General features: G+C 47.6%; 19 protein-coding genes and 2 rRNA genes. All 21 read left to right on the top strand.

Annotated features, from left to right (window positions below; all coding sequences use genetic code 11):
* The first annotated feature begins 183 nt into the window (after positions 1-183).
* The 21 genes from spoIIE to DMO16_RS15820 all read left to right on the top strand — a co-directional run bounded on the left by spoIIE (position 184) and on the right by DMO16_RS15820 (position 24,422).
* Positions 184-2,679 (top strand): stage II sporulation protein E, encoded by a 2,496-nt coding sequence (gene spoIIE / locus DMO16_RS15920; protein ID WP_061975933.1) that lies wholly within the window; start codon positions 184-186, stop codon positions 2,677-2,679.
* A gap of 83 nt (positions 2,680-2,762) precedes the next feature.
* Positions 2,763-3,509, top strand: a complete 747-nt coding sequence (locus tag DMO16_RS15915; RefSeq protein WP_129480410.1) for a VWA domain-containing protein — start codon at positions 2,763-2,765, stop codon at positions 3,507-3,509.
* Positions 3,475-4,452 (top strand): serine/threonine protein kinase, encoded by a 978-nt coding sequence (locus DMO16_RS15910; protein WP_129480409.1) that lies wholly within the window; start codon positions 3,475-3,477, stop codon positions 4,450-4,452. Before DMO16_RS15915 ends, DMO16_RS15910 begins: the two co-directional genes overlap by 35 nt.
* 69 nt (positions 4,453-4,521) lie before the next feature.
* Entirely contained in the window at positions 4,522-5,967 is a 1,446-nt protein-coding gene (tilS, locus tag DMO16_RS15905) for a tRNA lysidine(34) synthetase TilS (protein WP_129478566.1), read from the top strand.
* Between the two features lie 14 nt (positions 5,968-5,981).
* On the top strand, positions 5,982-6,521 hold the full coding sequence (gene hpt, locus DMO16_RS15900; RefSeq protein WP_061975927.1) for a hypoxanthine phosphoribosyltransferase: 540 nt from the start codon (positions 5,982-5,984) through the stop codon (positions 6,519-6,521).
* A gap of 69 nt (positions 6,522-6,590) precedes the next feature.
* On the top strand, positions 6,591-8,498 hold the full coding sequence (gene ftsH, locus DMO16_RS15895) for an ATP-dependent zinc metalloprotease FtsH (protein WP_061975925.1): 1,908 nt from the start codon (positions 6,591-6,593) through the stop codon (positions 8,496-8,498).
* A 63-nt stretch (positions 8,499-8,561) separates the two neighbouring features.
* On the top strand, positions 8,562-9,332 hold the full coding sequence (locus DMO16_RS15890; RefSeq protein WP_129478564.1) for a type III pantothenate kinase: 771 nt from the start codon (positions 8,562-8,564) through the stop codon (positions 9,330-9,332).
* Positions 9,333-9,374: 42 nt separating this feature from the next.
* Positions 9,375-10,256 (top strand): Hsp33 family molecular chaperone HslO, encoded by an 882-nt coding sequence (gene hslO / locus DMO16_RS15885; protein WP_129478562.1) that lies wholly within the window; start codon positions 9,375-9,377, stop codon positions 10,254-10,256.
* Positions 10,257-10,365: 109 nt separating this feature from the next.
* Entirely contained in the window at positions 10,366-11,298 is a 933-nt protein-coding gene (cysK, locus tag DMO16_RS15880) for a cysteine synthase A (protein WP_061975918.1), read from the top strand.
* A gap of 126 nt (positions 11,299-11,424) precedes the next feature.
* Positions 11,425-12,882, top strand: a complete 1,458-nt coding sequence (pabB, locus tag DMO16_RS15875) for an aminodeoxychorismate synthase, component I (protein WP_129478560.1) — start codon at positions 11,425-11,427, stop codon at positions 12,880-12,882.
* Between the two features lie 26 nt (positions 12,883-12,908).
* Positions 12,909-13,505, top strand: a complete 597-nt coding sequence (pabA, locus tag DMO16_RS15870) for an aminodeoxychorismate/anthranilate synthase component II (RefSeq protein WP_061975916.1) — start codon at positions 12,909-12,911, stop codon at positions 13,503-13,505.
* Positions 13,493-14,353 carry an aminodeoxychorismate lyase gene (gene pabC / locus DMO16_RS15865; protein WP_129478558.1) on the top strand — a complete coding sequence of 287 codons (861 nt, stop codon included), beginning with the start codon at positions 13,493-13,495 and terminating at the stop codon, positions 14,351-14,353. The genes pabA and pabC overlap by 13 nt, the downstream gene beginning before the upstream one ends.
* A gap of 14 nt (positions 14,354-14,367) precedes the next feature.
* The gene (folP, locus tag DMO16_RS15860; protein ID WP_129478556.1) at positions 14,368-15,231 is read left to right on the top strand and encodes a dihydropteroate synthase; all 864 of its coding nucleotides are present in this window, start codon (positions 14,368-14,370) and stop codon (positions 15,229-15,231) included.
* A complete protein-coding gene (gene folB, locus DMO16_RS15855; RefSeq protein WP_129478554.1) occupies positions 15,224-15,586 on the top strand; it encodes a dihydroneopterin aldolase in 363 nt (120 codons plus the stop codon). Before folP ends, folB begins: the two co-directional genes overlap by 8 nt.
* Positions 15,583-16,113, top strand: coding sequence for a 2-amino-4-hydroxy-6-hydroxymethyldihydropteridine diphosphokinase (folK, locus tag DMO16_RS15850; protein WP_129478551.1), 531 nt, complete (start codon positions 15,583-15,585; stop codon positions 16,111-16,113). The genes folB and folK overlap by 4 nt, the downstream gene beginning before the upstream one ends.
* A complete protein-coding gene (locus DMO16_RS15845) occupies positions 16,065-16,280 on the top strand; it encodes a helix-turn-helix domain-containing protein (protein ID WP_129478549.1) in 216 nt (71 codons plus the stop codon). The genes folK and DMO16_RS15845 overlap by 49 nt, the downstream gene beginning before the upstream one ends.
* A gap of 15 nt (positions 16,281-16,295) precedes the next feature.
* Complete coding sequence (dusB, locus tag DMO16_RS15840) at positions 16,296-17,291, top strand: tRNA dihydrouridine synthase DusB (protein WP_061975904.1); 996 nt, start codon at positions 16,296-16,298, stop codon at positions 17,289-17,291.
* Between the two features lie 130 nt (positions 17,292-17,421).
* Positions 17,422-17,844 carry a GreA/GreB family elongation factor gene (locus tag DMO16_RS15835; RefSeq protein ID WP_061975902.1) on the top strand — a complete coding sequence of 141 codons (423 nt, stop codon included), beginning with the start codon at positions 17,422-17,424 and terminating at the stop codon, positions 17,842-17,844.
* Between the two features lie 9 nt (positions 17,845-17,853).
* Positions 17,854-19,347, top strand: coding sequence for a lysine--tRNA ligase (gene lysS, locus DMO16_RS15830; protein ID WP_129478547.1), 1,494 nt, complete (start codon positions 17,854-17,856; stop codon positions 19,345-19,347).
* A 372-nt stretch (positions 19,348-19,719) separates the two neighbouring features.
* Positions 19,720-21,267, top strand: a 16S ribosomal RNA gene (locus tag DMO16_RS15825).
* Positions 21,268-21,483: 216 nt separating this feature from the next.
* A 23S ribosomal RNA gene (locus DMO16_RS15820) occupies positions 21,484-24,422 on the top strand.
* Together the 16S and 23S rRNA genes form the textbook arrangement of a ribosomal RNA operon.
* Positions 24,423-24,498 lie beyond the last annotated feature (76 nt).

Here is a 24,498-nt window from a genome sequence, read left to right as displayed (position 1 = left end):
TGCATTTTGAGGAGAAGCCCTTCTCTGCAAATGCAGGGTTTTTTGTATTTGTTCAATGCAAATACATGATTTTTGTATTTGTTCGTCGAGAAGTTTTTGGGGGATGCTCTAACCGTTTGACAAAAAATGTGAATACCCTGTGGTTATAATGGGACACACAAAACTAAACGGGTGGTGTGGAGGATGTATCAAAAGGCGGACAGGAATGTAATGGAACCCATGCGGGCGATGGTTTGGCTGGAGAAAACACAAAGTGTGTCAAACGGTATTTGCAAGGGCTTCATGAGCAAGCTGGAAGGCGTACTGTTGAATTGGAGACTGTTGTTGTTTGCGATCGGCTTCTTACTTGGACGAGCCATGATATTATCAGAAATCACTCCTTTTGCTCTGCCATTGATCGCTTCTGTATTTGTTCTGCGCAAGGAGCGAACTGGATTTGCTATATTGGCGCTCGTAGCCGGCGCATTGTCTCATGTCCCCATGAATGCATTTTACATATTGGCGGGTGTTGTGGTGTATGCAGTCTATCAGAAAACGGCCGACATGTTTACAAAGAACCGCATGAGATGGGCGCCGGCTGTTGTATTCCTGAGCAGTTTTACGGCCAGGATCGGAACCGTCTTCTTTACTTCTGGGCCTCCTCAGATCAGTGAATATATGATGGGTGCAGTAGAGGCGGGTCTTTCTCTTGTGCTGACCTTGATCTTTTTACAAAGCATTCCTTTATTGAATTTAAAAAGGATCCCTCAATCCTTAAAGAACGAGGAAATTATCTGTTTTATGATTTTGCTGGCTTCTGTCATGACCGGGACCATCGGGTGGGAAATCCATCATTATTCTGTGGAACATATAGTTTCTAGATATTTGGTACTGATGTTCGCGTTTGTGGGCGGAGCTGCCATTGGTTCAACTGTTGGTGTGGTAACAGGCTTGATTCTAAGTCTGGCAAATGTAGGCAGCCTCTATCAGATGAGCCTCCTGGCCTTTTCAGGATTGCTGGGCGGGTTGCTGAAGGAAGGAAAGCGGCTCGGTGTGGGCATCGGGCTGTTAATCGGAACGCTGCTGATCGGCCTCTATGGGGAAGGGAATGTTGCCATAGCCAAAACGCTGATTGAATCTGCCATTGCAATTGGGGTCTTTTTGCTGACGCCCCAGGCGGTAATACACAGCATTGCCCGCTATGTTCCGGGTACAAGGGAGCATTCCAATGAACAGCAGCAATATGTAAAAAAAATCAGGGATGTCACAGCTAACCGGGTGGAGCAGTTCTCGAGCATGTTTCAGGCTCTTTCCCACTCCTTTGCTTCGTACAATGAAAGTGCCTATGATGAATATCAAGATCATGAGGTGGATTTGTTTTTAAGCAATGTGACCGAAAAAACCTGCCAGACTTGTTTTAAAAAAGAACAGTGCTGGGCTGTGAATTTTACTAAAACCTATGAAATGATGACCCAGATTATGACTGAGCAGGAACAATATCAGGAAATTAAAGACCGAAGGCTAAAGCTGGAGTGGGAGAAGCACTGTGTGAAACCACAAAAAATTACAGAAGCCATCTCCAAAGAGCTTTCACAATACCAGGCAAGCCAGAAGCTGAAGCAGCAGGTTCAGGAAAGCCGGAAGCTGGTGGCCAACCAGTTGCTCGGCGTGTCACAGGTAATGGGGGACTTCGCCAAAGAAATCCAGCGGGAACATATCAATCACCAGGTGCAGGAAGAGCAGATCAAAGAGGCGATTCAGAGTGCGGGAATTGAGCTGGGACATATTGATGTCTACAGTTTGGAAGCTTCGAATGTAGATATTGAGATGAGTCTCCCCAGTTGCAACGGCAGCGGAGAGTGCGAAAAAATAATTGCTCCTCTTCTGTCTGATATTTTGCAGGAAACCATTGTGGTGAAAAAAGAGGATTGTAATTTTTATCCGAATGGCTACTGCCATGTGGCGTTTGGTTCGGCGCGCGAATTTGTCATCGAAACCGGTATTGCGTCTGCGGCAAAGGGAGGAGCATGGCTTTCAGGAGACAGCCATTCAACCATGGAGCTAGGCGGCGGAAAATATGCGGTGGCGATCTCTGATGGAATGGGCAATGGCGAACGGGCCTTCAGGGAAAGTAATGAGACACTGGAGCTTCTGCAAAAGATTCTCAAATCGGGCATTGATGAGGAGGTGGCAATTAAGTCAGTTAATTCGGTGCTTTCACTCCGTACAACTGATGAGATTTTTTCGACACTGGATCTCGCCATGATCGATCTGCAGGATGCCTCGCTGAAATTTTTAAAGATCGGCTCTTCGCCAAGCTTTGTGAAACGGGGAGACCAGGTGAGGATCATCGAGGCAAGCAACCTTCCGATCGGCATTATTGAGGAGTTTGATGTGGATGTTGTGAGCGATCAGTTAAAAGCCGGGGATCTGCTCATCATGATGAGTGACGGCATTTATGAAGGTCCGAAGCATGTTGAGAACATCAACGCTTGGATGAAGCGTAAAATCAAGGAGATTGGCACCGATGATCCCCAGGTGGTCGCAGACCTGCTGATGGAGGAAGTCATACGCACTGGGTCCAACACCATAGAAGACGATATGACCGTTGTCGTCACCAAAATCAACCGGAACATTCCGAAATGGGCCTCCATCCCCCATTTCCCGAAAATCAACATCAAACGGCCAAAAGCGCAATAAATTTCAAAGATCAAAAGTATATTTCCTCTGATCGATGACAAGGATGATAACAGCATTCGATGAGAGGAGTTTTTTAAATGGAAATGAAAAAAGGTACCCTGCGTCAAGTGTTGCTGATTACCGATGGCTGCTCCAATCACGGAGAGGACCCCATCGCCATGGCGGCGCTCGCGCGTGAGCATGGCATTACGATAAATGTAATTGGAATCTTGGAAGAAAACAGCCCTGAATACCATCAGAAAGGGCTTCGGGAAGTAGAGGAGATTGCTTTGTCCGGAGGCGGCGTCAGCCAAATTGTGTATACGACCCAGCTGTCACAGACCGTGCAGATGGTAACCAAAAAGGGAATGACTCAGACCATTCACGGTGTCATCAACAGTGAGCTTCAGCAGATACTGGGTAAAGAATCGACCATCGAAGACCTGCCTCCTGAAAAGCGGGGAGAGGTAATGGAAGTGGTGGATGATCTTGGTGAAACCATGGACCTGGAGCTGATTATTCTCGTGGATGCATCAGGCAGCATGGAAAAGAAGCTTGCCACGGTTCAGGAATCACTTATTGATCTTTCCATCTCGCTGAACTCGAGGATCGGCTACAATCAATTTGTGCTGTTTGCGTTCCCGGGTAAAAGAGACGAAACCGAGCTTTTGATAGATTGGACGCCCAAGCTGAATTCACTGACCCAGGCCTTCACCAAAATTTCGTCAGGCGGCATTACACCGACTGGTCCGGCCATTAAGGCTGCGATCAATGAATTTACGAACAGACGTTCAAAAAGGAGATTGATCACTGGTGATGAAGAAGAATACTCCGAAGGGTCAGGTTTCTAAACTTAATTCCGGAGACATTATTTCCGGGAAATGGCACCGCAACGAGTATTCCATCATCAGAGAACTTGGTTCGGGAGCCACAGGCACAGTGTATCTTGCTTCAGGTAAGGGCGGAAAAGTAGCGGTCAAAACCGGCCATGACAGCATGGCAATCATCTCAGAAGTGAACGTGTTAAAGCATTTTTCGAGGGTCCAGGGCAGAATCCTTGGGCCTTCTTTAATCGATGTGGATGATTATGTGATGAACGGCAGGCAGGTTCCCTTTTATGTTATGGAATACCTTAAGGGAGACTCTCTCTTTCAATTTATGAAAAACCATAGTGAGGAATGGGCAGGAATTCTCCTCGTGCAGCTGCTGACTGATTTGAGTATGCTTCACCGCGCGGGATGGGTGTTTGGTGACCTTAAACCGGATAATCTTTTGGTGGTTGGCCCACCGTCACGCATCCGTTGGATCGACGTTGGGGGAACCACGCAAATCGGACGGTCGATCAAAGAGTATACAGAGTTTTTCGACAGAGGCTATTGGGGCCTGGGCACACGTAAGGCAGAACCTTCCTATGATTTATTTTCCGCCTGTATGATCATGGTCAACCTGGCTTTTCCAAGCCGCTTTGAAAAAAAGAAAGACGGGCGGCAGCAGCTGAAGGAAGTTATTCGCAGCAACCCTCTTCTTGCAAACTATCAATCCATCTTGTTCAAAGGGCTGTACGGTAAATATCAAAGTGCTGAAGAGATGCGAAATGATCTGGTTTCTTCCCTGAATAATAAGGGAAGAAGCAAAGTGTCAGCTCCCTCCCAGACGTCGTCTGGCGCAAGCCGGCGGTCGGTTCATAAAAAAATAAAAAAGAAGAAAAAAAGAGCGATGATGTTTGAAACCGTTCTTTTGGGCTCATTTCTGTTTATTGTTTATCTGTTTTATCTCATCAGCCAATCCATGTAACGCAAATGGCAAATCCTTTAAGCCGCGGTCTCCTTTTGTTATACTTACGGAAGGTTTAAAGTAAAAAAAATGGGCGAAGCATATCAGGATGCGCCGGATAAGGAGAGAAAGGAAATGCTTCAGGCCGTCGATCAATTTATTAAAAAACATCAGCTCATCAAGCAGGGGCAGACGATAGCTGTCGGCGTTTCCGGCGGACCGGATTCCATGGCACTGCTTCATTATTTATGGAACAGGGGAAAGGGGGAGAGCCTGAAGATCGTTGCTGTGCATGTGGATCATATGCTGAGAGGCAATGAATCCTACGAAGACCTTCTGTACGTCCAGACGTATTGCGAAAAGAACGGCATTCCGTTCGAAAGCACCCGGGTGGATGTAGCAGCCTATAAAAAGGAGAATGGCCTGACCAGTACGCAATCAGCCGCAAGAGAATGCAGGTATGCCTTCTATGCGGAAGTCGTTTCGCGCTTTGGTGCAGATTCGGTTGCACTTGCTCACCATGGCGATGACCAGACGGAAACCGTTCTGATGCGGATGACAAGAGGAAGTTCAGGAACCGCCCTTGGCGGAATGCGGGCCAGCCGGCCATTTGGAGACTCGCGCATTATTCGGCCGTTTCTAGGAATAACAAAGGCCGAAATAGAGCACTATTGTAGAGTACATAAGATTTTCCCAAGAAGGGATCCGAGCAACGAAACGGACGATTATGTCAGAAATCGATTCAGGCACCATGTTCTTCCCTTTTTAAAAAAAGAAAATCCAAATGTTCATCTTCGTTTTCAACAAATAAGTGAAACTTTTTATGAGGATGAAACGTATTTAACCGAGCAGGCCGGAAAAGGCCTGGAAGCGGTTGTTTCAGAGAAAGATGCTTCCTTGGTCGAGGTCTCTGTAAGCAAATTTCTGGGCATGCCAATTCCTTTACAAAAAAGGGCGATTACACTAATATTAAACTATCTATATAAGCAAACACCTTCATCTCTTTCCTCCATACATAAGGAAAGCTTTTTAACTTTACTCAGGAGTGACCATCCTTCCGGCCGACTTCATTTTCCGCAGGATTTACACGTCATCCGTTCCTATGACCGTTGCAGGCTCGCTTTTAGCCCGTCCGAAAGACAAGCAGGCTATCAGTTGGAATTGAAGATCCCGGGAAAGCTGGAGTTTCCTGTTGGAGTGATTACCGCTGGGTATAAAGAAGAGTATCCGAATGAGAAAAGGGGAAAAGATGTTTTTGTATGTGATGTAAAAAGTGTAAGTCTGCCAATCATTGCGAGAACACGCAAACCCGGTGACCGTATGGCGCTGCCGGGAGAGGGCGGGACTCGGAAGGTAAAAGATATTTTTATTGACCAGAAGCTTGAAAGGGAGAAACGCGATGTGTGGCCCATCCTGCAAGACGGGGAGGGGAACATTATCTGGATTCCGGGTATAAAGCATGGCGAAGTTCGACCATCAGGCGATCCCAAGCAATGGTTAGTTTTACAGTTTCAAAATTTCTGCCAGGACGTCTAGGAGGCCAAAGCAGCATGCATGATGAAATTAAAGAAGTATTAATTTCCGAGGAAGCGCTTCAGGAAAAGATTAAGGATCTCGGAAAGCAGTTATCTGAGGATTATCAGGACCGGTTTCCGCTTGTAGTCGGAGTGTTAAAGGGTGCCCTGCCTTTTATGGCCGATCTGATCAAACGGATGGATATTCATCTTGAAATTGATCTCATGGCGGTATCCAGCTATGGGGCATCAACCGTTTCTTCAGGAGAGGTCAAAATTATTAAGGACCTTGATACATCCCTTGAAGGACGCGATGTCATCATTGTCGAAGATATTATAGACAGCGGCCTTACGCTGAGCTATCTTGTCCAGCTCTTTAAACACCGCAATGCCAATTCGGTGAAGATTGTGACCTTGCTGGATAAGCCGACGGGCAGAAAAGTGGACATTAAACCGGATCTGACCGGATTTATCGTACCTGATGCCTTTGTAGTCGGTTACGGGCTGGATTACATCGAGCGCTACCGCAACCTGCCATATATCGGGGTATTAAAACCTGAAGTATATGAAAAGTAATTCTGTGTTTTATTTAACATGCAATAATAAATGTAATGGATCGTCTCATTGTCGTTGAGGAGGTAAGGAATGAATCGGATCTTCCGGAACACCATATTCTATTTGTTGATCTTTTTAGTTGTAGTTGGTGTCGTCAGCTTTTTTAACGGAACCAACAATGAAGTAAAGAAAATTCGTTATGACCAGTTAACGCAGTACATTCAGGATGGACGTGTGGAAAGCATTGAATACCAGCCTGAAGGCGGCGTTTTCGTCGTCAGGGGTAAGCTGGACAACTACAAGCAGGGAGAGGTTTTTGAAACCTATACCCCGGATTCAGATGAATCCATGAAGCAGCTTACTGCGCTTACGAACAAAGCGAAAATTGATTTCAAACCAGAAGAACAAACAAGCGGGTGGGTAACATTCTTCACATCCATTATCCCGTTTGTCATCATCTTCATCCTGTTTTTCTTCCTGCTCAACCAGGCTCAGGGCGGCGGCAGCCGTGTAATGAACTTCGGTAAAAGCAAAGCGAAACTGTACAATGAAGAAAAGAAAAAGGTAACGTTCAAAGACGTTGCCGGAGCGGATGAGGAGAAACAGGAACTTGTTGAGGTAGTTGAGTTCCTGAAAGATCCGCGCAAATTCGCCGCTCTTGGCGCACGTATTCCTAAAGGGGTTCTCCTTGTGGGACCTCCGGGAACAGGTAAAACATTGCTTGCCCGTGCAGTTGCAGGGGAAGCAGGCGTTCCTTTCTTCTCCATTTCAGGTTCTGATTTTGTTGAAATGTTTGTCGGGGTCGGTGCATCCCGTGTACGTGACTTGTTTGAAAACGCCAAAAAGAATGCCCCTTGTATTATCTTCATTGATGAGATCGATGCAGTAGGACGCCAGCGTGGTGCTGGACTTGGCGGCGGACATGATGAACGCGAACAAACGCTTAACCAGTTGCTTGTTGAGATGGATGGATTCGGTGCCAATGAAGGTATCATTATCATCGCCGCAACCAACCGTCCGGATATTCTGGACCCTGCCCTTCTTCGTCCGGGACGTTTTGACCGCCAGATTACGGTTAACCGCCCAGATGTAAAGGGACGCGAAGAGGTGCTTGGTGTACATGCCCGGAACAAGCCTCTAAGTGAAGAAGTGAACCTGAAAACCATCGCGATGCGCACACCTGGTTTTTCAGGTGCGGATCTCGAGAACCTGCTAAATGAAGCGGCACTTGTCGCGGCAAGGCAGAATAAAAAGAAAATCAATATGGACGATGTGGATGAGGCGATTGATCGCGTTATCGCAGGTCCTGCAAAGAAAAGCCGTGTTATTTCTCAAAAAGAAAAGAATATTGTGGCCTACCACGAAGCGGGACATACCGTTATCGGCCTTGTGCTTGAAGGCGCAGACACCGTTCATAAAGTAACTGTAGTTCCTCGCGGCCAGGCGGGCGGATACACCGTTATGCTTCCGAAAGAGGACCGCTACTTTATGACAAAACCTGAGCTGCTTGATAAGATTGTTGGTCTCCTTGGCGGACGTGTAGCAGAGGAAATCACATTTAATGAAGTCAGCACTGGTGCTCATAACGACTTCCAGCGTGCGACAGGCATTGCCCGCCGCATGGTAACCGAATTCGGTATGAGTGACCGATTGGGGCCAATGCAGTTTGGTTCCAGCTCCGGCGGACAGGTATTCCTTGGCCGCGACTTTAACAACGAGCAAAACTACAGTGATGCGATCGCCCATGAGATTGATATGGAAATCCAGAACATTATCAAGGACTCTTATGAGCGTTGTAAGCAAATTCTTACAGAGCATAACGAAAAGCTCGAAATCATTGCTCAAACGCTACTCAACGTAGAAACACTTGACGAGGAGCAAATCAAGGAGCTTGTAAAAACCGGTAAGCTACCTGAGCGAAAAGTGATCTCTTCTCCAGAAAATGATGTGAAAGTTACCATCCACAAGAAGGAAGAAGAAGAACACAAAGAAGATTAAAATCACAAAAAGGATGTCTCTCATCGCAGAGGCATCCTTTTTGAAAGTTAGCGGGGATTTTCCATGATCTTGTGTTTTGATGTAGGAAATACGAATATCGTGCTGGGCTTGTATGAAGCAAATGAATTGAAGCATCATTGGCGGATCAGCACCTCCCGGGAAAAAACCGAGGATGAATACGGCATGCTGATTCTAAGCCTTTTTCACCACGCTGAAATTCAACCGGAAGCGGTGGAAGGCATTATTCTTTCTTCAGTAGTGCCGCATATTATGGCAACGCTGGAGCGGATGTGCATCAAGTTTTTTCATAAAAAGCCGCTTGTTATCGGTCCTGGCATCAAGACAGGGCTGAACATTAAATACGAAAACCCCAGGGAAGTGGGAGCCGACAGGATTGTCAATGCGGTGGCGGCGATCCATTATTACGGGTCACCGCTTGTTGTCGTGGATTTCGGCACCGCCACCACGTATTGCTACATCAATGAGCGAAAGGAATACATGGGCGGCGCAATTGCCCCGGGCATCAATGTTGCTACAGAGGGTTTGTATAAAAATGCGGCCAAGCTTCCTAGAATTGAATTCGCCAAGCCGGATAATATTATTGGGAAAAATACAGTCAGTGCCATGCAGTCGGGACTTATATTTGGATATGTTGGACAGGTTGAGGGAATTGTTAAAAGAATAAAAGCTCAGGAAAAAAGCAATCCAAAGGTCGTGGCTACCGGAGGAATGGCCGGTCTGATTGCCGAGGAATGCCAGCAAATCGATATTGTAGACCCCTATTTGACATTAAAAGGGCTTCAACTCATATATACAAAAAACCGCAGAACGTAATAGCAAAACTTCTGAGCGAAAAGATAAGGACAGGTGATAAAAATGCAGGATTATTTAATCAAAGCTCTGGCTTTTGACGGGCAAATTCGTGCCTACGCAATGAGAGGAACAGAAATGGTCGGTGAAGCTCAGCGCAGGCACCAAACATGGCCGACCGCGTCTGCGGCACTTGGCCGTACGATGATGGCAAGCACTATGATGGCCTCCATGCTGAAGAGCGACAAGCACAAAATTACGGTAAAGATAGAAGGGGGAGGCCCCATCGGAGCGATCATTGTGGATGCTTATCCAAGTGGGCAATCAAGGGGGTATGTTACAAACCCTCAGGTCCACTTTGATTTGAACCAGCATGGCAAACTGGATGTTGCCCGTGCGGTAGGGAAAGATGGCTTTCTTTCCGTTGTTAAGGATTTGGGACTGCGTGATAACTTTACAGGGCAGGTGCCTCTGGTTTCCGGTGAAATCGGGGATGACTTCACGTACTATTTTGTTGCATCCGAACAGGTGCCTTCCTCTGTAGGAGTGGGTGTGCTGGTTAATCCGGACAACAGCATTCTGGCAGCTGGCGGATTTGTGATACAGGTGATGCCGAATGCTTCAGATACGATCATCGACCTTTTGGAAGAGCGGATATCAGCCATTCCCCCGATCTCAAAGCTGGTGGAAAAGGGGCTTACCCCGGAAGAAATTCTTTTTGAACTGCTTGGAGAAGAAAATGTGAAGCTGCTTGAAAAGATGCCGGTGTCGTTTCAATGTACTTGTTCGCGTGACCGCATTGCCAATGCGCTCATATCATTAGGTAAAGAGGAAATCAGGGCAATGATTGAAGAAGACGGCCAGGCAGAAGCTCACTGCCAATTTTGCAATGAGACGTATTTGTTCTCTGCTGAAGATCTTGAGGAGCTCTATACCGAAAGCAAATAGTTTGAAATTTGCAGGTCTAAAGATGGGCAGAATAATTGACAGACGATTCGTATTATTGGTAAACTTAATCCAATAAAAATACTCGGGATTATTTAGGAGCGTGATTAAGTTGGCAAGAATAGCAAATTCAATTACAGAACTAATCGGAGAAACACCCGTTGTCAAACTGAACCATTTGGCAGGTGAAGATGCTGCAGACATTTATCTGAAGCTTGAATTCATGAATCCGGGAAGCAGTGTAAAGGACCGAATTGCTCTCGCCATGATTGAAAAAGCGGAAGAAGAAGGCGCATTAAAGCCTGGCGATACATTGATTGAACCAACGAGCGGCAATACGGGAATCGGTCTTGCCATGGTGGCGGCAGCCAAAGGGTATAAATCGGTAATTGTTATGCCGGATACAATGAGTATGGAACGCAGAAACCTTCTTCGCGCTTTTGGAGCTGAGCTTGTTTTAACTCCGGGAGCTGAAGGAATGGGAGGAGCCATCCGTAAGGCAGAGGCATTATCCCAGGAAAATGGATACTTTTTGACTCAGCAGTTTAAAAACCAGGCGAATCCGGAAATCCACCGCAAGACAACAGGTAGAGAGATTATTGCTCAATTCCCGGATGGTCTTGACGGGTTCATTTCAGGGATTGGAACTGGCGGAACGATTACGGGTGCCGGTGAAGTCTTAAAAGAATCTTTCCCTGATATCAAGGTTTATGCAGTGGAACCAACAGATTCACCTGTCCTTTCAGGCGGAAAGCCGGGGCCTCATAAGATTCAGGGTATCGGTGCCGGATTTGTACCGGATACGCTAAATACATCCGTGTATGATGAAGTTCTACAAATTACCAATGATGAAGCGTTTGAATATGCACGCCGTGCTGCCCGGGAAGAAGGAATCCTCGGAGGTATTTCTTCAGGTGCAGCGATTGCAGCTGCACTTAAAGTGGCGAAAAAGCTTGGCAAGGGTAAGAAAGTGCTCGCTATTATTCCGAGTAACGGCGAACGTTATCTGAGCACACCTTTGTACCAATTTGACGAAGCGGAGTAAATCACTTGAAAGCCGACATATTGTCGGTTTTTTTTTTATGAACAATTTCCTGTTTGGTTTCCATAAAATTGCAGGATTTTTATCACCACTTTCATGACATCATCAGTTACAATAGTATCCATAAGAATGATCAGGAGAGTGAAGGGTGTGCCTAACCAAAACAAGTCAGATCGGCACGTTATTTTTGAGACGCTGGCCATGCCGAAAAATGAGTGGTTTAGACGGTATAAAGCTCTTTCGGCAGAAGAACCACACCATGTGTTTCTCGAAAGCGGGCGGAGCGGAAGATACAGCATCGCGGGTCTGTCGCCAGTGGCTTTTATTTCAGGGAAAAACAACAAGGTGAGCATTATGTATAAAGGGAAAACTATCACAAAGAAAGGCAATATGCTCCCTATCATAAAAGAATGGCTATCCTCGTTTCATACTGCAGCTGTTCCCGGCCTTCCGGATTTTAAAGGAGGCGCCATCGGATATTTCAGTTATGATGTTGCGCGTGAAATCGAAAAGCTTCCGGAACAGGCGGAGGATGATCTGAACCTGCCCGATGTTTCGCTTCTCGTATTTGACGATGTGTTTGTTTATGACCATGAAAAGGAACAGCTTTTTATTATGGTTCATTTCGCGGAAAAGGACCGAAGCAGCGCGGAACGCAAATTGATGCAATATGTGCAGCTATGGAGTGCGCCGCACCAGCAAGAGCAAAGAACAGCGTTGGAAAAAGTTCATTTTCCGTTCCTTCAGGAATCCGTATCAATGTCTGAGGATTGTTTTGTGGAAGCTGTAAAAACGGTAAAGGAATATATTGCTGCCGGAGATGTGTTTCAGGTTAATCTTTCTGTTCGTCAGTCCAAGCCGCTAATGTCGCAGCCTTTTCAAATTTATGAAGAGCTTCGCCGTTTCAATCCCTCTCCTTACATGGGGTATCTTCACACACCGGACTTTCAGCTCGTTAGTGGTTCACCGGAACTTCTGGTCAAAAAAAGGGGAGATGAGATCAGCACCCGCCCAATTGCAGGAACCCGCTCAAGAGGCAAAACAGAAGAAGAGGACCGCAGGCTTGCGATGACATTGATCGAAAATGAAAAAGAATGCGCGGAACATGTAATGCTCGTCGATCTGGAACGAAACGACCTTGGGAAAGTAAGCGAATATGGAAGTGTTGAAGTGGATGAGTTCATGACCATTGAAAAGTACTCGCATGTCATGCATATTGTTTCCAATGTAAAAGGGAGACTGCGCAAGGAATGTGACGCGTTTGATCTCATTGCAGCAACCTTTCCGGGGGGGACAATTACCGGTGCCCCAAAAATCAGAACGATGGAAATTATTGAAGAACTTGAGCCTGTGCGGCGAGGGGTATATACTGGCTCTATCGGATGGATTGGGTTTGATGGAGATGCAGAATTGAACATCGCGATCCGGACGATGGTCTGCAAGGACGGTATGGCACATGTCCAGGCTGGAGCCGGCATTGTTATTGACTCCGATCCAAAAGCGGAATATAAAGAGTCCTTGAAAAAAGCCGCTGCGCTATGGCGGGCAAAGGAATTAAGCGAAGAAAAAAGTTGTGAATTAGTTTAGCAGAGCTTAGAGGAGGAAGATGAGAAATGATTTTAATGATCGATAATTATGATTCATTCACGTACAACTTGGTGCAATATTTGGGAGAACTTGGAGAAGAATTGGTCGTCAAGAGAAACGATGAAATTACACTTGAAGAGATTGAAGCACTTAAACCGGATTACCTGATGATTTCGCCTGGCCCTTGCTCGCCGAATGAAGCAGGTGTCAGCATGGATGTCATCAAGCGGTTTTCAGGAAAAATTCCTATATTCGGTGTTTGTCTTGGCCATCAGTCCATTGCACAGGTGTTCGGAGGAGACGTGATTCGCTCGGAGCGTTTGATGCATGGTAAAACATCTGCGATCCTTCATGATGACAATACGATTTTCAGCGGTGTGGAGAATGGGTTTACAGCAACAAGATATCACTCTCTTACCGTAAAAAAAGAAACGCTTCCTGACTGTTTTGACATTTCGGCATGGACGGCTGACGATGAAATCATGGCCATCAGGCATAAAACGCTGCCTGTGGAAGGCGTACAGTTTCATCCCGAATCCATAATGACAGGAGCGGGCAAGCAGCTGCTCCGTAATTTTATCGATCAATACAAAAATAAAGGGAACAAGGTATGTACCTCTTAATAGATGGAAAACTTGTAAGTAAAAATGAAGCATCAATCTCTCCGTTTGACCACGGATACATGTATGGGCTTGGAGCCTTTGAAACCGTCCGGGTCTATAATGGACATCCGTTTTTGTGGGAAGACCACATGAATCGTCTCCGGCAGGCACTCGTCGAGCTTAACATCAAGCATGAGCTGGACAGCTCGGCAGCCTGGATGGAGACCAAGCGATTAATGAGGCGCAATAAATGGAAGAATGCCTATATACGATTTAATATTTCGGCGGGAATCGGCGAAATTGGTCTTCAAACAGAGCCTTACACAAAACCAACCATTATCATTTACGGAAAACCGCTTCCTGAACAAGGACCATTTAACGAAAAAGAGCTGGTGGTTCTGCAGACGCGAAGAAATACACCGGAAGGCAGAATCCGCCTGAAATCCCATCACTATCTGAACAGCATTCTTGGAAAAAGGGAACTGAAGGAGCCTGTTGAACAGGAAGGGCTTTTTTTAACAGAGGACGGTTTTGCCAGTGAGGGAACGGTCTCCAATGTATTCTGGGTAAAGGATGGAAGGTTGTACACTCCTTCGCTCGGCACCGGCATATTGAACGGCATTACGCGGCAGTTTATTATGGCTGCGGCTGCCAAGCTTGATATGGATGCAGAAGAAGGATTCTACACACCACAGGATTTGCTTGCTGCCGATGAAATTTTTCTCACCAACTCCATTCAGGAAATGGTGCCGGTTAAAAGATTTGAAGGAAAAGATTTTCCGGGTGCCGAGGGAAAGGTGTTGCATTCGCTATTGTTTTTATACCATTCATGCAGCAAGGATTTATGGAGTATTGATGAATTAGCATAAAGGGGGAGCCTATAATGGGACAAGCAATCACAACAAAGAGTTTTAACCATCTCATTTCCTGCGGCCCGTATACACTTGATCTGTCAAAAAAGACGCATGTGATGGGGATTTTGAATGTGACTCCTGACTCATTTTCCGACGGAGGAAAATTTAACTCGATCGAAACAGCCATACAACACGCCCGGCAAATGGTGGCTGAAGGGGCAGATATCATTGATATCGGCGGAGAATCAACCCGACCTGGCGGTGAAAAGATAGGGGCACAAGAAGAATTGCGCCGTGTCATTCCCGTGATTGAAGCGGTCTCCCGTTCAGTTCAGGTTCCTTTATCCATTGACACCTATAAAGCGGAGGTGGCGGAGAAAGCGATTCTGGCGGGGGCCCACATTATCAACGATGTGTGGGGAGCGAAGGCGGATGACAAGATGGCTGTAACCGCGGCCCGCCTCAATGTTCCGATCATCCTGATGCATAACCGGCCTGACCGCGATTACGATGAGCTGATGCCCGACATCATCGCTGACTTAAATAAGAGTATTGCTATCTGTATGAAAGAAGGCGTCAACCCGGAGAATATCATTTTGGACCCGGGAATCGGTTTTGCCAAAACCTATGAACAAAACTTGGAGACGATGCGCAATCTAAATCAGATTGTGGATATGGGGTATCCGGTCCTTCTCGCCACGTCGAGGAAGTCCATGATCGGCAATGCGCTCGACCTTCCTGTCAATGAGCGTATGGAAGGGACAGGCGCCACGGTCTGTCTCGGAATTGAGCGGGGCTGTTCCATCGTCCGGGTTCATGATGTTAAAGAAATGAGCCGCATGGCCAAGATGATGGATGCCATGCTTGGAAAAGGAATGAGTCCACTTGGATAAAATATATATGAAGGGTCTTTCGTTTTATGGGTATCACGGTGTTTTTCCGGAAGAGAATAAGCTCGGGCAGCGGTTCAGGGTGGATCTGATCCTGGAGATGGATCTTCAATCTGCCGGAACAACCGATGATCTGGAGCACACGGTCAACTATGGTGAGGTTTATGCAACGGTGAAGGAGATCGTGGAAGGCGAACCGAAAAAGCTCGTGGAAACCGTGACTGAAAGCATTGCGACCACCCTTCTTTCCAGTTATCCGCTCGTTCAGCAATGCACCGTAAAAGTAGTCAAACCCGACCCTCCTATTCCAGGCCATTATGATTCGGTTGCTATTGAAATAACGAGGGGCAGAGCATGAAGAACACCGTCTATCTTTCACTCGGTTCCAATCTTGGCAACCGGGAGGAATACATTCGTCAGGCGGTACAAGAACTGGAGAACCATCCGGACATCGAAGTCAGCGTTGTTTCGTCCCTGTATGAGACAGATCCTGTGGGCTATACCGATCAGCCCCCTTTCCTGAATGTGGCGGTTCAGCTGCAAACGTGCCTTTCTGCAGAAGAGCTGTTGAGCATAACCCAGAAAATTGAAAACAGACTGGAAAGAATCAGGGAAATCAGATGGGGGCCCAGAACAATAGACCTTGACATTTTGTTGTATAATAGTGAACGTATACATTCAGACACACTGCACATTCCGCATCCACGCATGCTGGAACGTGCTTTTGTACTGATTCCGTTGCTTGAGATTGCTCCAGATCTCACATTCCCCGGTACAGAAAAAGTGCCACTCGGGGTTCTCTTCAAACAGCTGCAGAATAAAGAAGGTGTACACAGATGGAAGAAGAAAAGTGGGGCAGAAGAATCCGGGCCTTTCGAAAGTTAAAAGGCTTTACACAGGAGGGCCTTGCGAGGGAATTGGGCATTTCCGTTTCCATACTTGGAGAAATCGAGCGCGGAAACAGGAAGCCGAAGGAAGAACTGATCACAAAGATTGCTACAATCTTTCAGGTTTCTATAGATGAATTAACGCAACACTATGTTCGAAGATAAGGTGAGGTGATATACGTGTTAGAAATCGGCGGAATTAAGATGAAAAACCCGGTGGTGCTTGCTCCAATGGCAGGTGTATGCAATCCGGCTTTCCGTCTGATCGCAAAGGATTTTGGTGCGGGACTTGTTTGTGCCGAAATGGTCAGCGACAAAGGAATTCTGCTAGAAAACGAAAAATCGCTGAAGATGCTCTATGTCGATGAGCGGGAAAAACCGCTAAGCCTTCAGATTTTTGGAGGGGAGCGGGAATCGCTTGTTGCTGCGGCAAAGTATGTAGACAAGAACACAAATGCCGATATTATAGATATTAATATGGGATGCCCTGTTCCTAAGATTACAAAGTGTGATGCCGGAGCAAGATGGCTGCTGGATCCGGATAAAATCTATGAGATGGTGGCAGCCACTGTTGATGCGGTACAAAAACCGGTCACCGTTAAAATGCGTGTCGGCTGGGATGAGGACCACATTTTTGCCGTCGAGAATGCCCAGGCGGTCGAGCGTGCCGGCGGTGCCGCAGTAGCAGTTCACGGACGCACCCGTGTTCAGATGTATGAAGGAAGAGCAAACTGGGATATCATTAAACAAGTAAAAGACAATGTTTCCATTCCGGTCATCGGAAACGGAGATATTGCTACACCGCATGATGCAAAGCATGCGCTTGAAGCGTACGGCGTGGACGGCGTGATGATCGGCCGCGGAGCACTCGGTAATCCATGGATGCTGTACCGTACCATCAAGTTCCTGGAAACAGGAGAGATTCCTCAAGAGCCGACGCCAAGAGAAAAAATCGACATCTGCATGCTGCACATGGACCGCCTGATTGACCTTAAAGGGGAGTATGTGGCGGTTCGCGAAATGCGCAAGCATACTGCATGGTATCTTAAAGGACTTCCAAAAACCGGCTCTGTCCGTAACGAAGTGAATATAAAAACAACAAGGGAAGAAATGCGCAAGCTTCTTTATGATTATATTGAAGAAGTAGAAGCAAAACCGGCTGACAAAGTAAGCTGATCATTCAACCCTGATAGGAAATAACACCAGCCAGAACTATTTCTGGCTTTTGTTGCACTTATATTATCTAAATCCTGCTCCCTGGTGTTTTCACAAGATATTATTTATTAATGATATGGAGGAGAAGCAAATGACCCAAGAAACGGTTTTGCTTACGAATGAAGGCACCAGGAGGCTTAAACATGAGCTGAAAAGCTTGATCGACGAAAAGGAAGCCTGCACAGTGGAGGAAAAAGGACAATTTTTGGATAAGAGAATCAAACAGCTCGAGCATGTGCTTCTTCATGCCCGAATTCTTTCAAACCAGAAAGAGCCCGGCCATACCGCTGAAGTCGGTTCCACTATTACATTGCTTGAACTCGAATTTCAGGACGAAATGACCTATACAATAGTACATCCTTTTGAGGCTGATCCGAGGGAATTCAAGATTGCCTCCGATTCTCCGGTAGCCAAGGCTGTTCTTGGCAAACCGCTGAACTCAAAAATCTATATCTCCCTTCCCGGGGGACAAATATCATATGAAATCATTAATATACAAAACTGCAAAAGATAGGAGAATTCCATGAGCCAGGATATAGAATTAAATGATTTGCTGCGGGTACGCAGAGAAAAAATGAACAACCTCCGCGAAAGCGGTAAAGATCCATTTGGTACAAAGTATGTCCGTACGCATAGTGCCAAGGACATACTCGAGCAGTACCAGGAGCTCTCAAAAGAAGAATTGGATGAGAAAAGTATTGAAGTGACAATCGCCGGACGCATCATGACCAAGCGCGGAAAAGGAAAAGCAGGTTTTGCTCACGTTCAGGACCTTACAGGACAAATCCAAATCTACGTAAGAACCGATGCGGTTGGGGAAGAACAGTATGAACTGTTCAATACCATTGATATCGGGGACATTGTCGGGATTACAGGTACTGTTTTTAAAACCAAAGTAGGCGAGCTTTCCGTAAAAGCAAAAGATTTTCAGCTTCTTACAAAGTCGCTTCGTCCGCTTCCTGACAAATTCCATGGCCTGAAGGACGTCGAGCAGCGATACCGACAGCGTTACGTTGACTTGATCATGAATCCTGAAGTAAAGGATACCTTTATTGCCCGAAGTAAGATTATTCGTTCCATGAGACGCTACCTGGATGACCATGGCTATTTGGAAGTGGAGACTCCAACCATGCACTCAATCCCGGGCGGAGCTTCGGCACGTCCGTTCATTACCCACCACAACGCGCTTGATATGGAACTTTATATGCGTATTGCTATTGAGCTTCACTTGAAGCGGCTCATTGTGGGTGGCCTGGAAAAGGTTTATGAAATTGGCCGTGTATTCCGCAATGAGGGTGTATCTACACGCCATAACCCTGAATTTACAATGATCGAGCTATATGAAGCGTATGCGGATTATCACGACATCATGGAGCTTACAGAAAATCTGATCGCACACATTGCAAAGGATGTTCACGGAAGCACAACCGTAAAATACGGCGAGCATGAAGTAAACCTTGAACCACGCTGGAAAAGAATCCATATGGTTGATGCGGTTAAAGAAGCGACAGGCGTCGATTTCTGGCCTCAGATGAGCAGGGAAGAAGCTCTTGCTCTTGCAAAAGAGCACAAGGTTCCTGTAACAGAAAATATGTCCTACGGGCACATTGTCAACGAGTTCTTTGAACACTTTGTTGAAGAAACGTTGATTCAGCCTACCTTTGTCTACGGACATCCTGTAGAAATCTCGCCGCTTGCCAAGAAAAACCCTCAGGATGAGCGGTTCACTGACCGATTTGAACTGTTTATCGTTGGCCGTGAGCATGCTAATGCCTTCTCTGAGCTGAATGATCCAATCGATCAAAGAGAACGTTTTGAGGCACAGCTCCAAGAGCGGGCGGCAGGAAATGACGAAGCCCATATGATGGATGAAGATTTTGTAGAAGCACTTGAGTATGGTATGCCTCCTACCGGGGGTCTCGGGATCGGGATCGACCGTCTAATCATGCTTTTGACCGATTCACCATCCATCCGTGATGTACTGTTATTCCCGCAAATGCGCCATAGTGAAAAGTAAAAACACGACGGGATCAGAACAGCCTGCAAGGACTTGCGGGCTGTTTTTCTTTATTTATAAAGAAAATCAAACTTTTTTCTAAAAAGGTATTGCAAGTGAATTAAATAGGTGGTATATTAGTATTCGTCGCTGAGGCGTTTTACTAAAAAGCATCAACAAAATGATTTAAAAAACTTTTAAAAAAGATTGTTGACAAGCCTAGAACGACATGATATGATAATAAAGTCGCCAATGAGCGACGGCGAGCGGCTTTAACAATGAAGTTGTTCGGCAAAATGTTCTTTGAAAACCAAACAAAAGCCAGAGTAAGTCAGGGATTTTACAATCCCATCAATTTCTTATTTTTAAACATTAAGAGCTATATCAAACACTTTATTGGAGAGTTTGATCCTGGCTCAGGATGAACGCTGGCGGCGTGCCTAATACATGCAAGTCGAGCGAATGACGAGGAGCTTGCTCCTCTGATTTAGCGGCGGACGGGTGAGTAACACGTGGGTAACCTGCCTGTAAGACGGGGATAACTCCGGGAAACCGGAGCTAATACCGGATGATAACGAGAAGCGCCTGCTTCTTTTTTGAAAGTCGGTTTCGGCTGACGCTTACAGATGGGCCCGCGGCGCATTAGCTAGTTGGTGAGGTAACGGCTCACCAAGGCGACGATGCGTAGCCGACCTGAGAGGGTGATCGGCCACACTGGGACTGAGACACGGCCCAGACTCCTACGGGAGGCAGCAGTAGGGAATCTTCGGCAATGGACGAAAGTCTGACCGAGCAACGCCGCGTGAGCGATGAAGGCCTTCGGGTCGTAAAGCTCTGTTGTCAGAGAAGAACAAGTACCGGAGTAACTGCCGGTACCTTGACGGTACCTGACCAGAAAGCCACGGCTAACTACGTGCCAGCAGCCGCGGTAATACGTAGGTGGCAAGCGTTATCCGGAATTATTGGGCGTAAAGCGCGCGCAGGCGGTTTCTTAAGTCTGATGTGAAAGCCCACGGCTCAACCGTGGAGGGTCATTGGAAACTGGGAGACTTGAGTGCAGGAGAGAAAAGTGGAATTCCACGTGTAGCGGTGAAATGCGTAGAGATGTGGAGGAACACCAGTGGCGAAGGCGGCTTTTTGGCCTGTAACTGACGCTGAGGCGCGAAAGCGTGGGGAGCAAACAGGATTAGATACCCTGGTAGTCCACGCCGTAAACGATGAGTGCTAGGTGTTGGGGGGTTCCACCCTCAGTGCTGACGTTAACACATTAAGCACTCCGCCTGGGGAGTACGGCCGCAAGGCTGAAACTCAAAGGAATTGACGGGGGCCCGCACAAGCAGTGGAGCATGTGGTTTAATTCGAAGCAACGCGAAGAACCTTACCAGGTCTTGACATCCTCTGACCACTTGAGAGATCAAGCTTTCCCCTTCGGGGGACAGAGTGACAGGTGGTGCATGGTTGTCGTCAGCTCGTGTCGTGAGATGTTGGGTTAAGTCCCGCAACGAGCGCAACCCTTGACCTTAGTTGCCAGCATTCAGTTGGGCACTCTAAGGTGACTGCCGGTGACAAACCGGAGGAAGGTGGGGATGACGTCAAATCATCATGCCCCTTATGACCTGGGCTACACACGTGCTACAATGGGTGGTACAAAGGGTTGCGAAGCCGCGAGGCCGAGCCAATCCCAAAAAGCCACTCTCAGTTCGGATTGTAGGCTGCAACTCGCCTACATGAAGCCGGAATTGCTAGTAATCGCGGATCAGCATGCCGCGGTGAATACGTTCCCGGGCCTTGTACACACCGCCCGTCACACCACGAGAGTTTGTAACACCCGAAGTCGGTGGGGTAACCTTTTGGAGCCAGCCGCCGAAGGTGGGACAGATGATTGGGGTGAAGTCGTAACAAGGTAGCCGTATCGGAAGGTGCGGCTGGATCACCTCCTTTCTATGGAGACATGAGCACTCAGGTGCCTCATGAATCTTACTCTGAGCTTTTGTTTGGTTTTGAAAGAACATCGTTTCTTTCAATTCATAAAGGTTACACATTTGATGTGGCCATGTTCCTTGAAAACTAGATAACGAAACATCCAAACAAGCCAACTAATTCATTAGTTGTGCGCTGATTTAGTGATTTTTTTACGATCTTACGATCGTGTTTAAAGGTTAAGCTAGAAAGGGCGCACGGTGGATGCCTTGGCACTAGGAGCCGAAGAAGGACGGGACGAACACCGATATGCCTCGGGGAGCTGTAAGTAAGCGTTGATCCGGGGATTTCCGAATGGGGGAACCCACCATCCGTAATGGGATGGTATCCATATCTGAATACATAGGATATGAGAAGGCAGACCCGGGGAACTGAAACATCTAAGTACCCGGAGGAAGAGAAAGCAAATGCGATTTCCTGAGTAGCGGCGAGCGAAACGGAAACAGCCCAAACCAGAGGGCTTGCCCTCTGGGGTTGTAGGACACTCTACATGGAGTTACAAAGGAACGGGGTAGATGAAGCGGTCTGGAAAGGCCGGCCAAAGAAGGTAACAGCCCTGTAGTTGAAACTTCGTTCCCTCCTGAGTGGATCCTGAGTACGGCGGGACACGTGAAACCCCGTCGGAATCCGGGAGGACCATCTCCCAAGGCTAAATACTCCCTAGTGACCGATAGTGAACCAGTACCGTGAGGGAAAGGTGAAAAGCACCCCGGAAGGGGAGTGAAAGAGATCCTGAAACCGTGTGCCTACAAGTAGTTGGAGCCCATTAACGGGTGACAGCGTGCCTTTTGTAGAATGAACCGGCGAGTTACGATAACGTGCAAGGTTAAGCCGAGAAGGCGGAGCCGCAGCGAAAGCGAGTCTGAATAGGGCGCCATAGTACGTTGTCGTAGACCCGAAACCGTGTGATCTACCCATGTCCAGGGTGAAGTTCAGGTAACACTGAATGGAGGCCCGAACCCACGCACGTTGAAAAGTGCGGGGATGAGGTGTGGGTAGGGGTGAAATGCCAATCGAACACGGAGATAGCTGGTTCTCCCCGAAATAGCTTTAGGGCTAGCCTCGCGGCTAGAGTCCTGGAGGTAGAGCACTGATTGGACTAGGGGCCCCCACAGGGTTACCGAATTCAGTCAAACTCCGAATGCCAGAGACTTATCCGCGGGAGTCAGACTGCGAGTGATAAGATCCGTAGTCAAGAGGGAAACAGCCCAGACCATCAGCTAAGGTCCCAAAGTATACGTTAAGTGGGAAAGGATGTGGAGTTGCCCAGACAACCAGGATGTTGGCTTAGAAGCAGCCACCATTTAAAGAGTGCGTAATAGCTCACTGGTCGAGTGACTCTGCGCCGAAAATGTACCGGGGCTAAACGTATCACCGAAGCTATGGATTGTACCATCAGGTACAGTGGTAGGGGAGCGTTCGAAGTGCGGTGAAGTCAGACCGGAAGGACTGGTGGAGCGCTTTGAAGTGAGAATGCCGGTATGAGTAGCGAAAGACAAGTGAGAATCTTGTCCATCGAAAGCCTAAGGTTTCCTGAGGAAGGCTCGTCCGCTCAGGGTTAGTCGGGACCTAAGCCGAGGCCGAAAGGCGTAGGCGATGGCCAACAGGTTGAAATTCCTGTACCACCTCCTTTCCGTTTGAACGACGGGGGGACGCAGGAAGGTAGGGAGAGCGCGCGAATGGAAATGCGCGTCTAAGCAGTTAGGCTGATTGTGAGGCAAATCCCGCAATCGTGAAGGCTGAGCTGTGACGGCGAGGGAAATTACAGTACCGAAGTCCCTGATCCTACACTGCCAAGAAAAGCCTCTAGTGAGGAAAGAGGTGCCCGTACCGCAAACCGACACAGGTAGGCGAGGAGAGAATCCTAAGATGATCGGGAGAACTCTCGTTAAGGAACTCGGCAAAATGACCCCGTAACTTCGGGAGAAGGGGTGCTCTGGTAGGGTTTATCGCCCGAGAGAGCCGCAGTGAATAGATCCAAGCGACTGTTTAGCAAAAACACAGGTCTCTGCGAAGCCGCAAGGCGAAGTATAGGGGCTGACACCTGCCCGGTGCTGGAAGGTTAAGAGGAGGGGTTATCCCTTAGGGGAGAAGCTCTGAATTGAAGCCCCAGTAAACGGCGGCCGTAACTATAACGGTCCTAAGGTAGCGAAATTCCTTGTCGGGTAAGTTCCGACCCGCACGAAAGGTGTAACGATTTGGATACTGTCTCAACGAGAGACCCGGTGAAATTATAGTACCTGTGAAGATGCAGGTTACCCGCGACAGGACGGAAAGACCCCATGGAGCTTTACTGCAGCTTGATATTGGATTTTGGTACAGTTTGTACAGGATAGGTAGGAGCCTGAGAAGTCGGAGCGCCAGCTTCGATGGAGGCGTCGGTGGGATACTACCCTGACTGTATTGAAATTCTAACCTGGAACCGTGATCCGGTTCGGAGACAGTGTCAGGTGGGCAGTTTGACTGGGGCGGTCGCCTCCTAAATCGTAACGGAGGCGCCCAAAGGTTCCCTCAGAATGGTTGGAAATCATTCGCAGAGTGTAAAGGCACAAGGGAGCTTGACTGCGAGACCTACAAGTCGAGCAGGGACGAAAGTCGGGCTTAGTGATCCGGTGGTTCCGCATGGAAGGGCCATCGCTCAACGGATAAAAGCTACCCTGGGGATAACAGGCTTATCTCCCCCAAGAGTCCACATCGACGGGGAGGTTTGGCACCTCGATGTCGGCTCATCGCATCCTGGGGCTGAAGTAGGTCCCAAGGGTTGGGCTGTTCGCCCATTAAAGCGGTACGCGAGCTGGGTTCAGAACGTCGTGAGACAGTTCGGTCCCTATCCGTCGCGGGCGCAGGAAATTTGAGAGGAGCTGTCCTTAGTACGAGAGGACCGGGATGGACACACCGCTGGTGTACCAGTTGTTCCGCCAGGGGCATAGCTGGGTAGCTACGTGTGGACGGGATAAGTGCTGAAAGCATCTAAGCATGAAGCCCCCCTCAAGATGAGATTTCCCATCACGTCAAGTGAGTAAGACCCCTTAGAGATGATGAGGTTGATAGGTCTGGTGTGGAAGCGTGGTGACACGTGGAGCTGACAGATACTAATCGGTCGAGGGCTTATCCTTAATTAAATCAGTAAGTTTGGATGAAGTTATCTAGTTTTGAGGGAATATGCCTCAAAAACAAAAGATTTGTCAGCGA

This window comes from Fictibacillus sp. S7 (genome assembly GCF_004127935.1).
Taxonomy (GTDB): domain Bacteria; phylum Bacillota; class Bacilli; order Bacillales; family Fictibacillaceae; genus Fictibacillus_C; species Fictibacillus_C enclensis.
This window is presented reverse-complemented; position numbering and strand designations above follow the sequence as displayed.

What these genes read in the sequence shown, in the direction of transcription:
- spoIIE (WP_061975933.1), top strand. Translation starts at nt 184, where the DNA reads ATGTATCAAAAGGCGGACAGGAATGTAATGGAACCCATGCGGGCGATG.
- DMO16_RS15915 (WP_129480410.1), top strand. Translation starts at nt 2,763, where the DNA reads ATGAAAAAAGGTACCCTGCGTCAAGTGTTGCTGATTACCGATGGCTGC.
- DMO16_RS15910 (WP_129480409.1), top strand. Translation starts at nt 3,475, where the DNA reads ATGAAGAAGAATACTCCGAAGGGTCAGGTTTCTAAACTTAATTCCGGA.
- tilS (WP_129478566.1), top strand. Translation starts at nt 4,522, where the DNA reads ATGGGCGAAGCATATCAGGATGCGCCGGATAAGGAGAGAAAGGAAATG.
- hpt (WP_061975927.1), top strand. Translation starts at nt 5,982, where the DNA reads ATGCATGATGAAATTAAAGAAGTATTAATTTCCGAGGAAGCGCTTCAG.
- ftsH (WP_061975925.1), top strand. Translation starts at nt 6,591, where the DNA reads ATGAATCGGATCTTCCGGAACACCATATTCTATTTGTTGATCTTTTTA.
- DMO16_RS15890 (WP_129478564.1), top strand. Translation starts at nt 8,562, where the DNA reads ATGATCTTGTGTTTTGATGTAGGAAATACGAATATCGTGCTGGGCTTG.
- hslO (WP_129478562.1), top strand. Translation starts at nt 9,375, where the DNA reads ATGCAGGATTATTTAATCAAAGCTCTGGCTTTTGACGGGCAAATTCGT.
- pabB (WP_129478560.1), top strand. Translation starts at nt 11,425, where the DNA reads ATGATCAGGAGAGTGAAGGGTGTGCCTAACCAAAACAAGTCAGATCGG.
- pabA (WP_061975916.1), top strand. Translation starts at nt 12,909, where the DNA reads ATGATTTTAATGATCGATAATTATGATTCATTCACGTACAACTTGGTG.
- pabC (WP_129478558.1), top strand. Translation starts at nt 13,493, where the DNA reads ATGTACCTCTTAATAGATGGAAAACTTGTAAGTAAAAATGAAGCATCA.
- folP (WP_129478556.1), top strand. Translation starts at nt 14,368, where the DNA reads ATGGGACAAGCAATCACAACAAAGAGTTTTAACCATCTCATTTCCTGC.
- folK (WP_129478551.1), top strand. Translation starts at nt 15,583, where the DNA reads ATGAAGAACACCGTCTATCTTTCACTCGGTTCCAATCTTGGCAACCGG.
- DMO16_RS15845 (WP_129478549.1), top strand. Translation starts at nt 16,065, where the DNA reads ATGGAAGAAGAAAAGTGGGGCAGAAGAATCCGGGCCTTTCGAAAGTTA.
- DMO16_RS15835 (WP_061975902.1), top strand. Translation starts at nt 17,422, where the DNA reads ATGACCCAAGAAACGGTTTTGCTTACGAATGAAGGCACCAGGAGGCTT.
- lysS (WP_129478547.1), top strand. Translation starts at nt 17,854, where the DNA reads ATGAGCCAGGATATAGAATTAAATGATTTGCTGCGGGTACGCAGAGAA.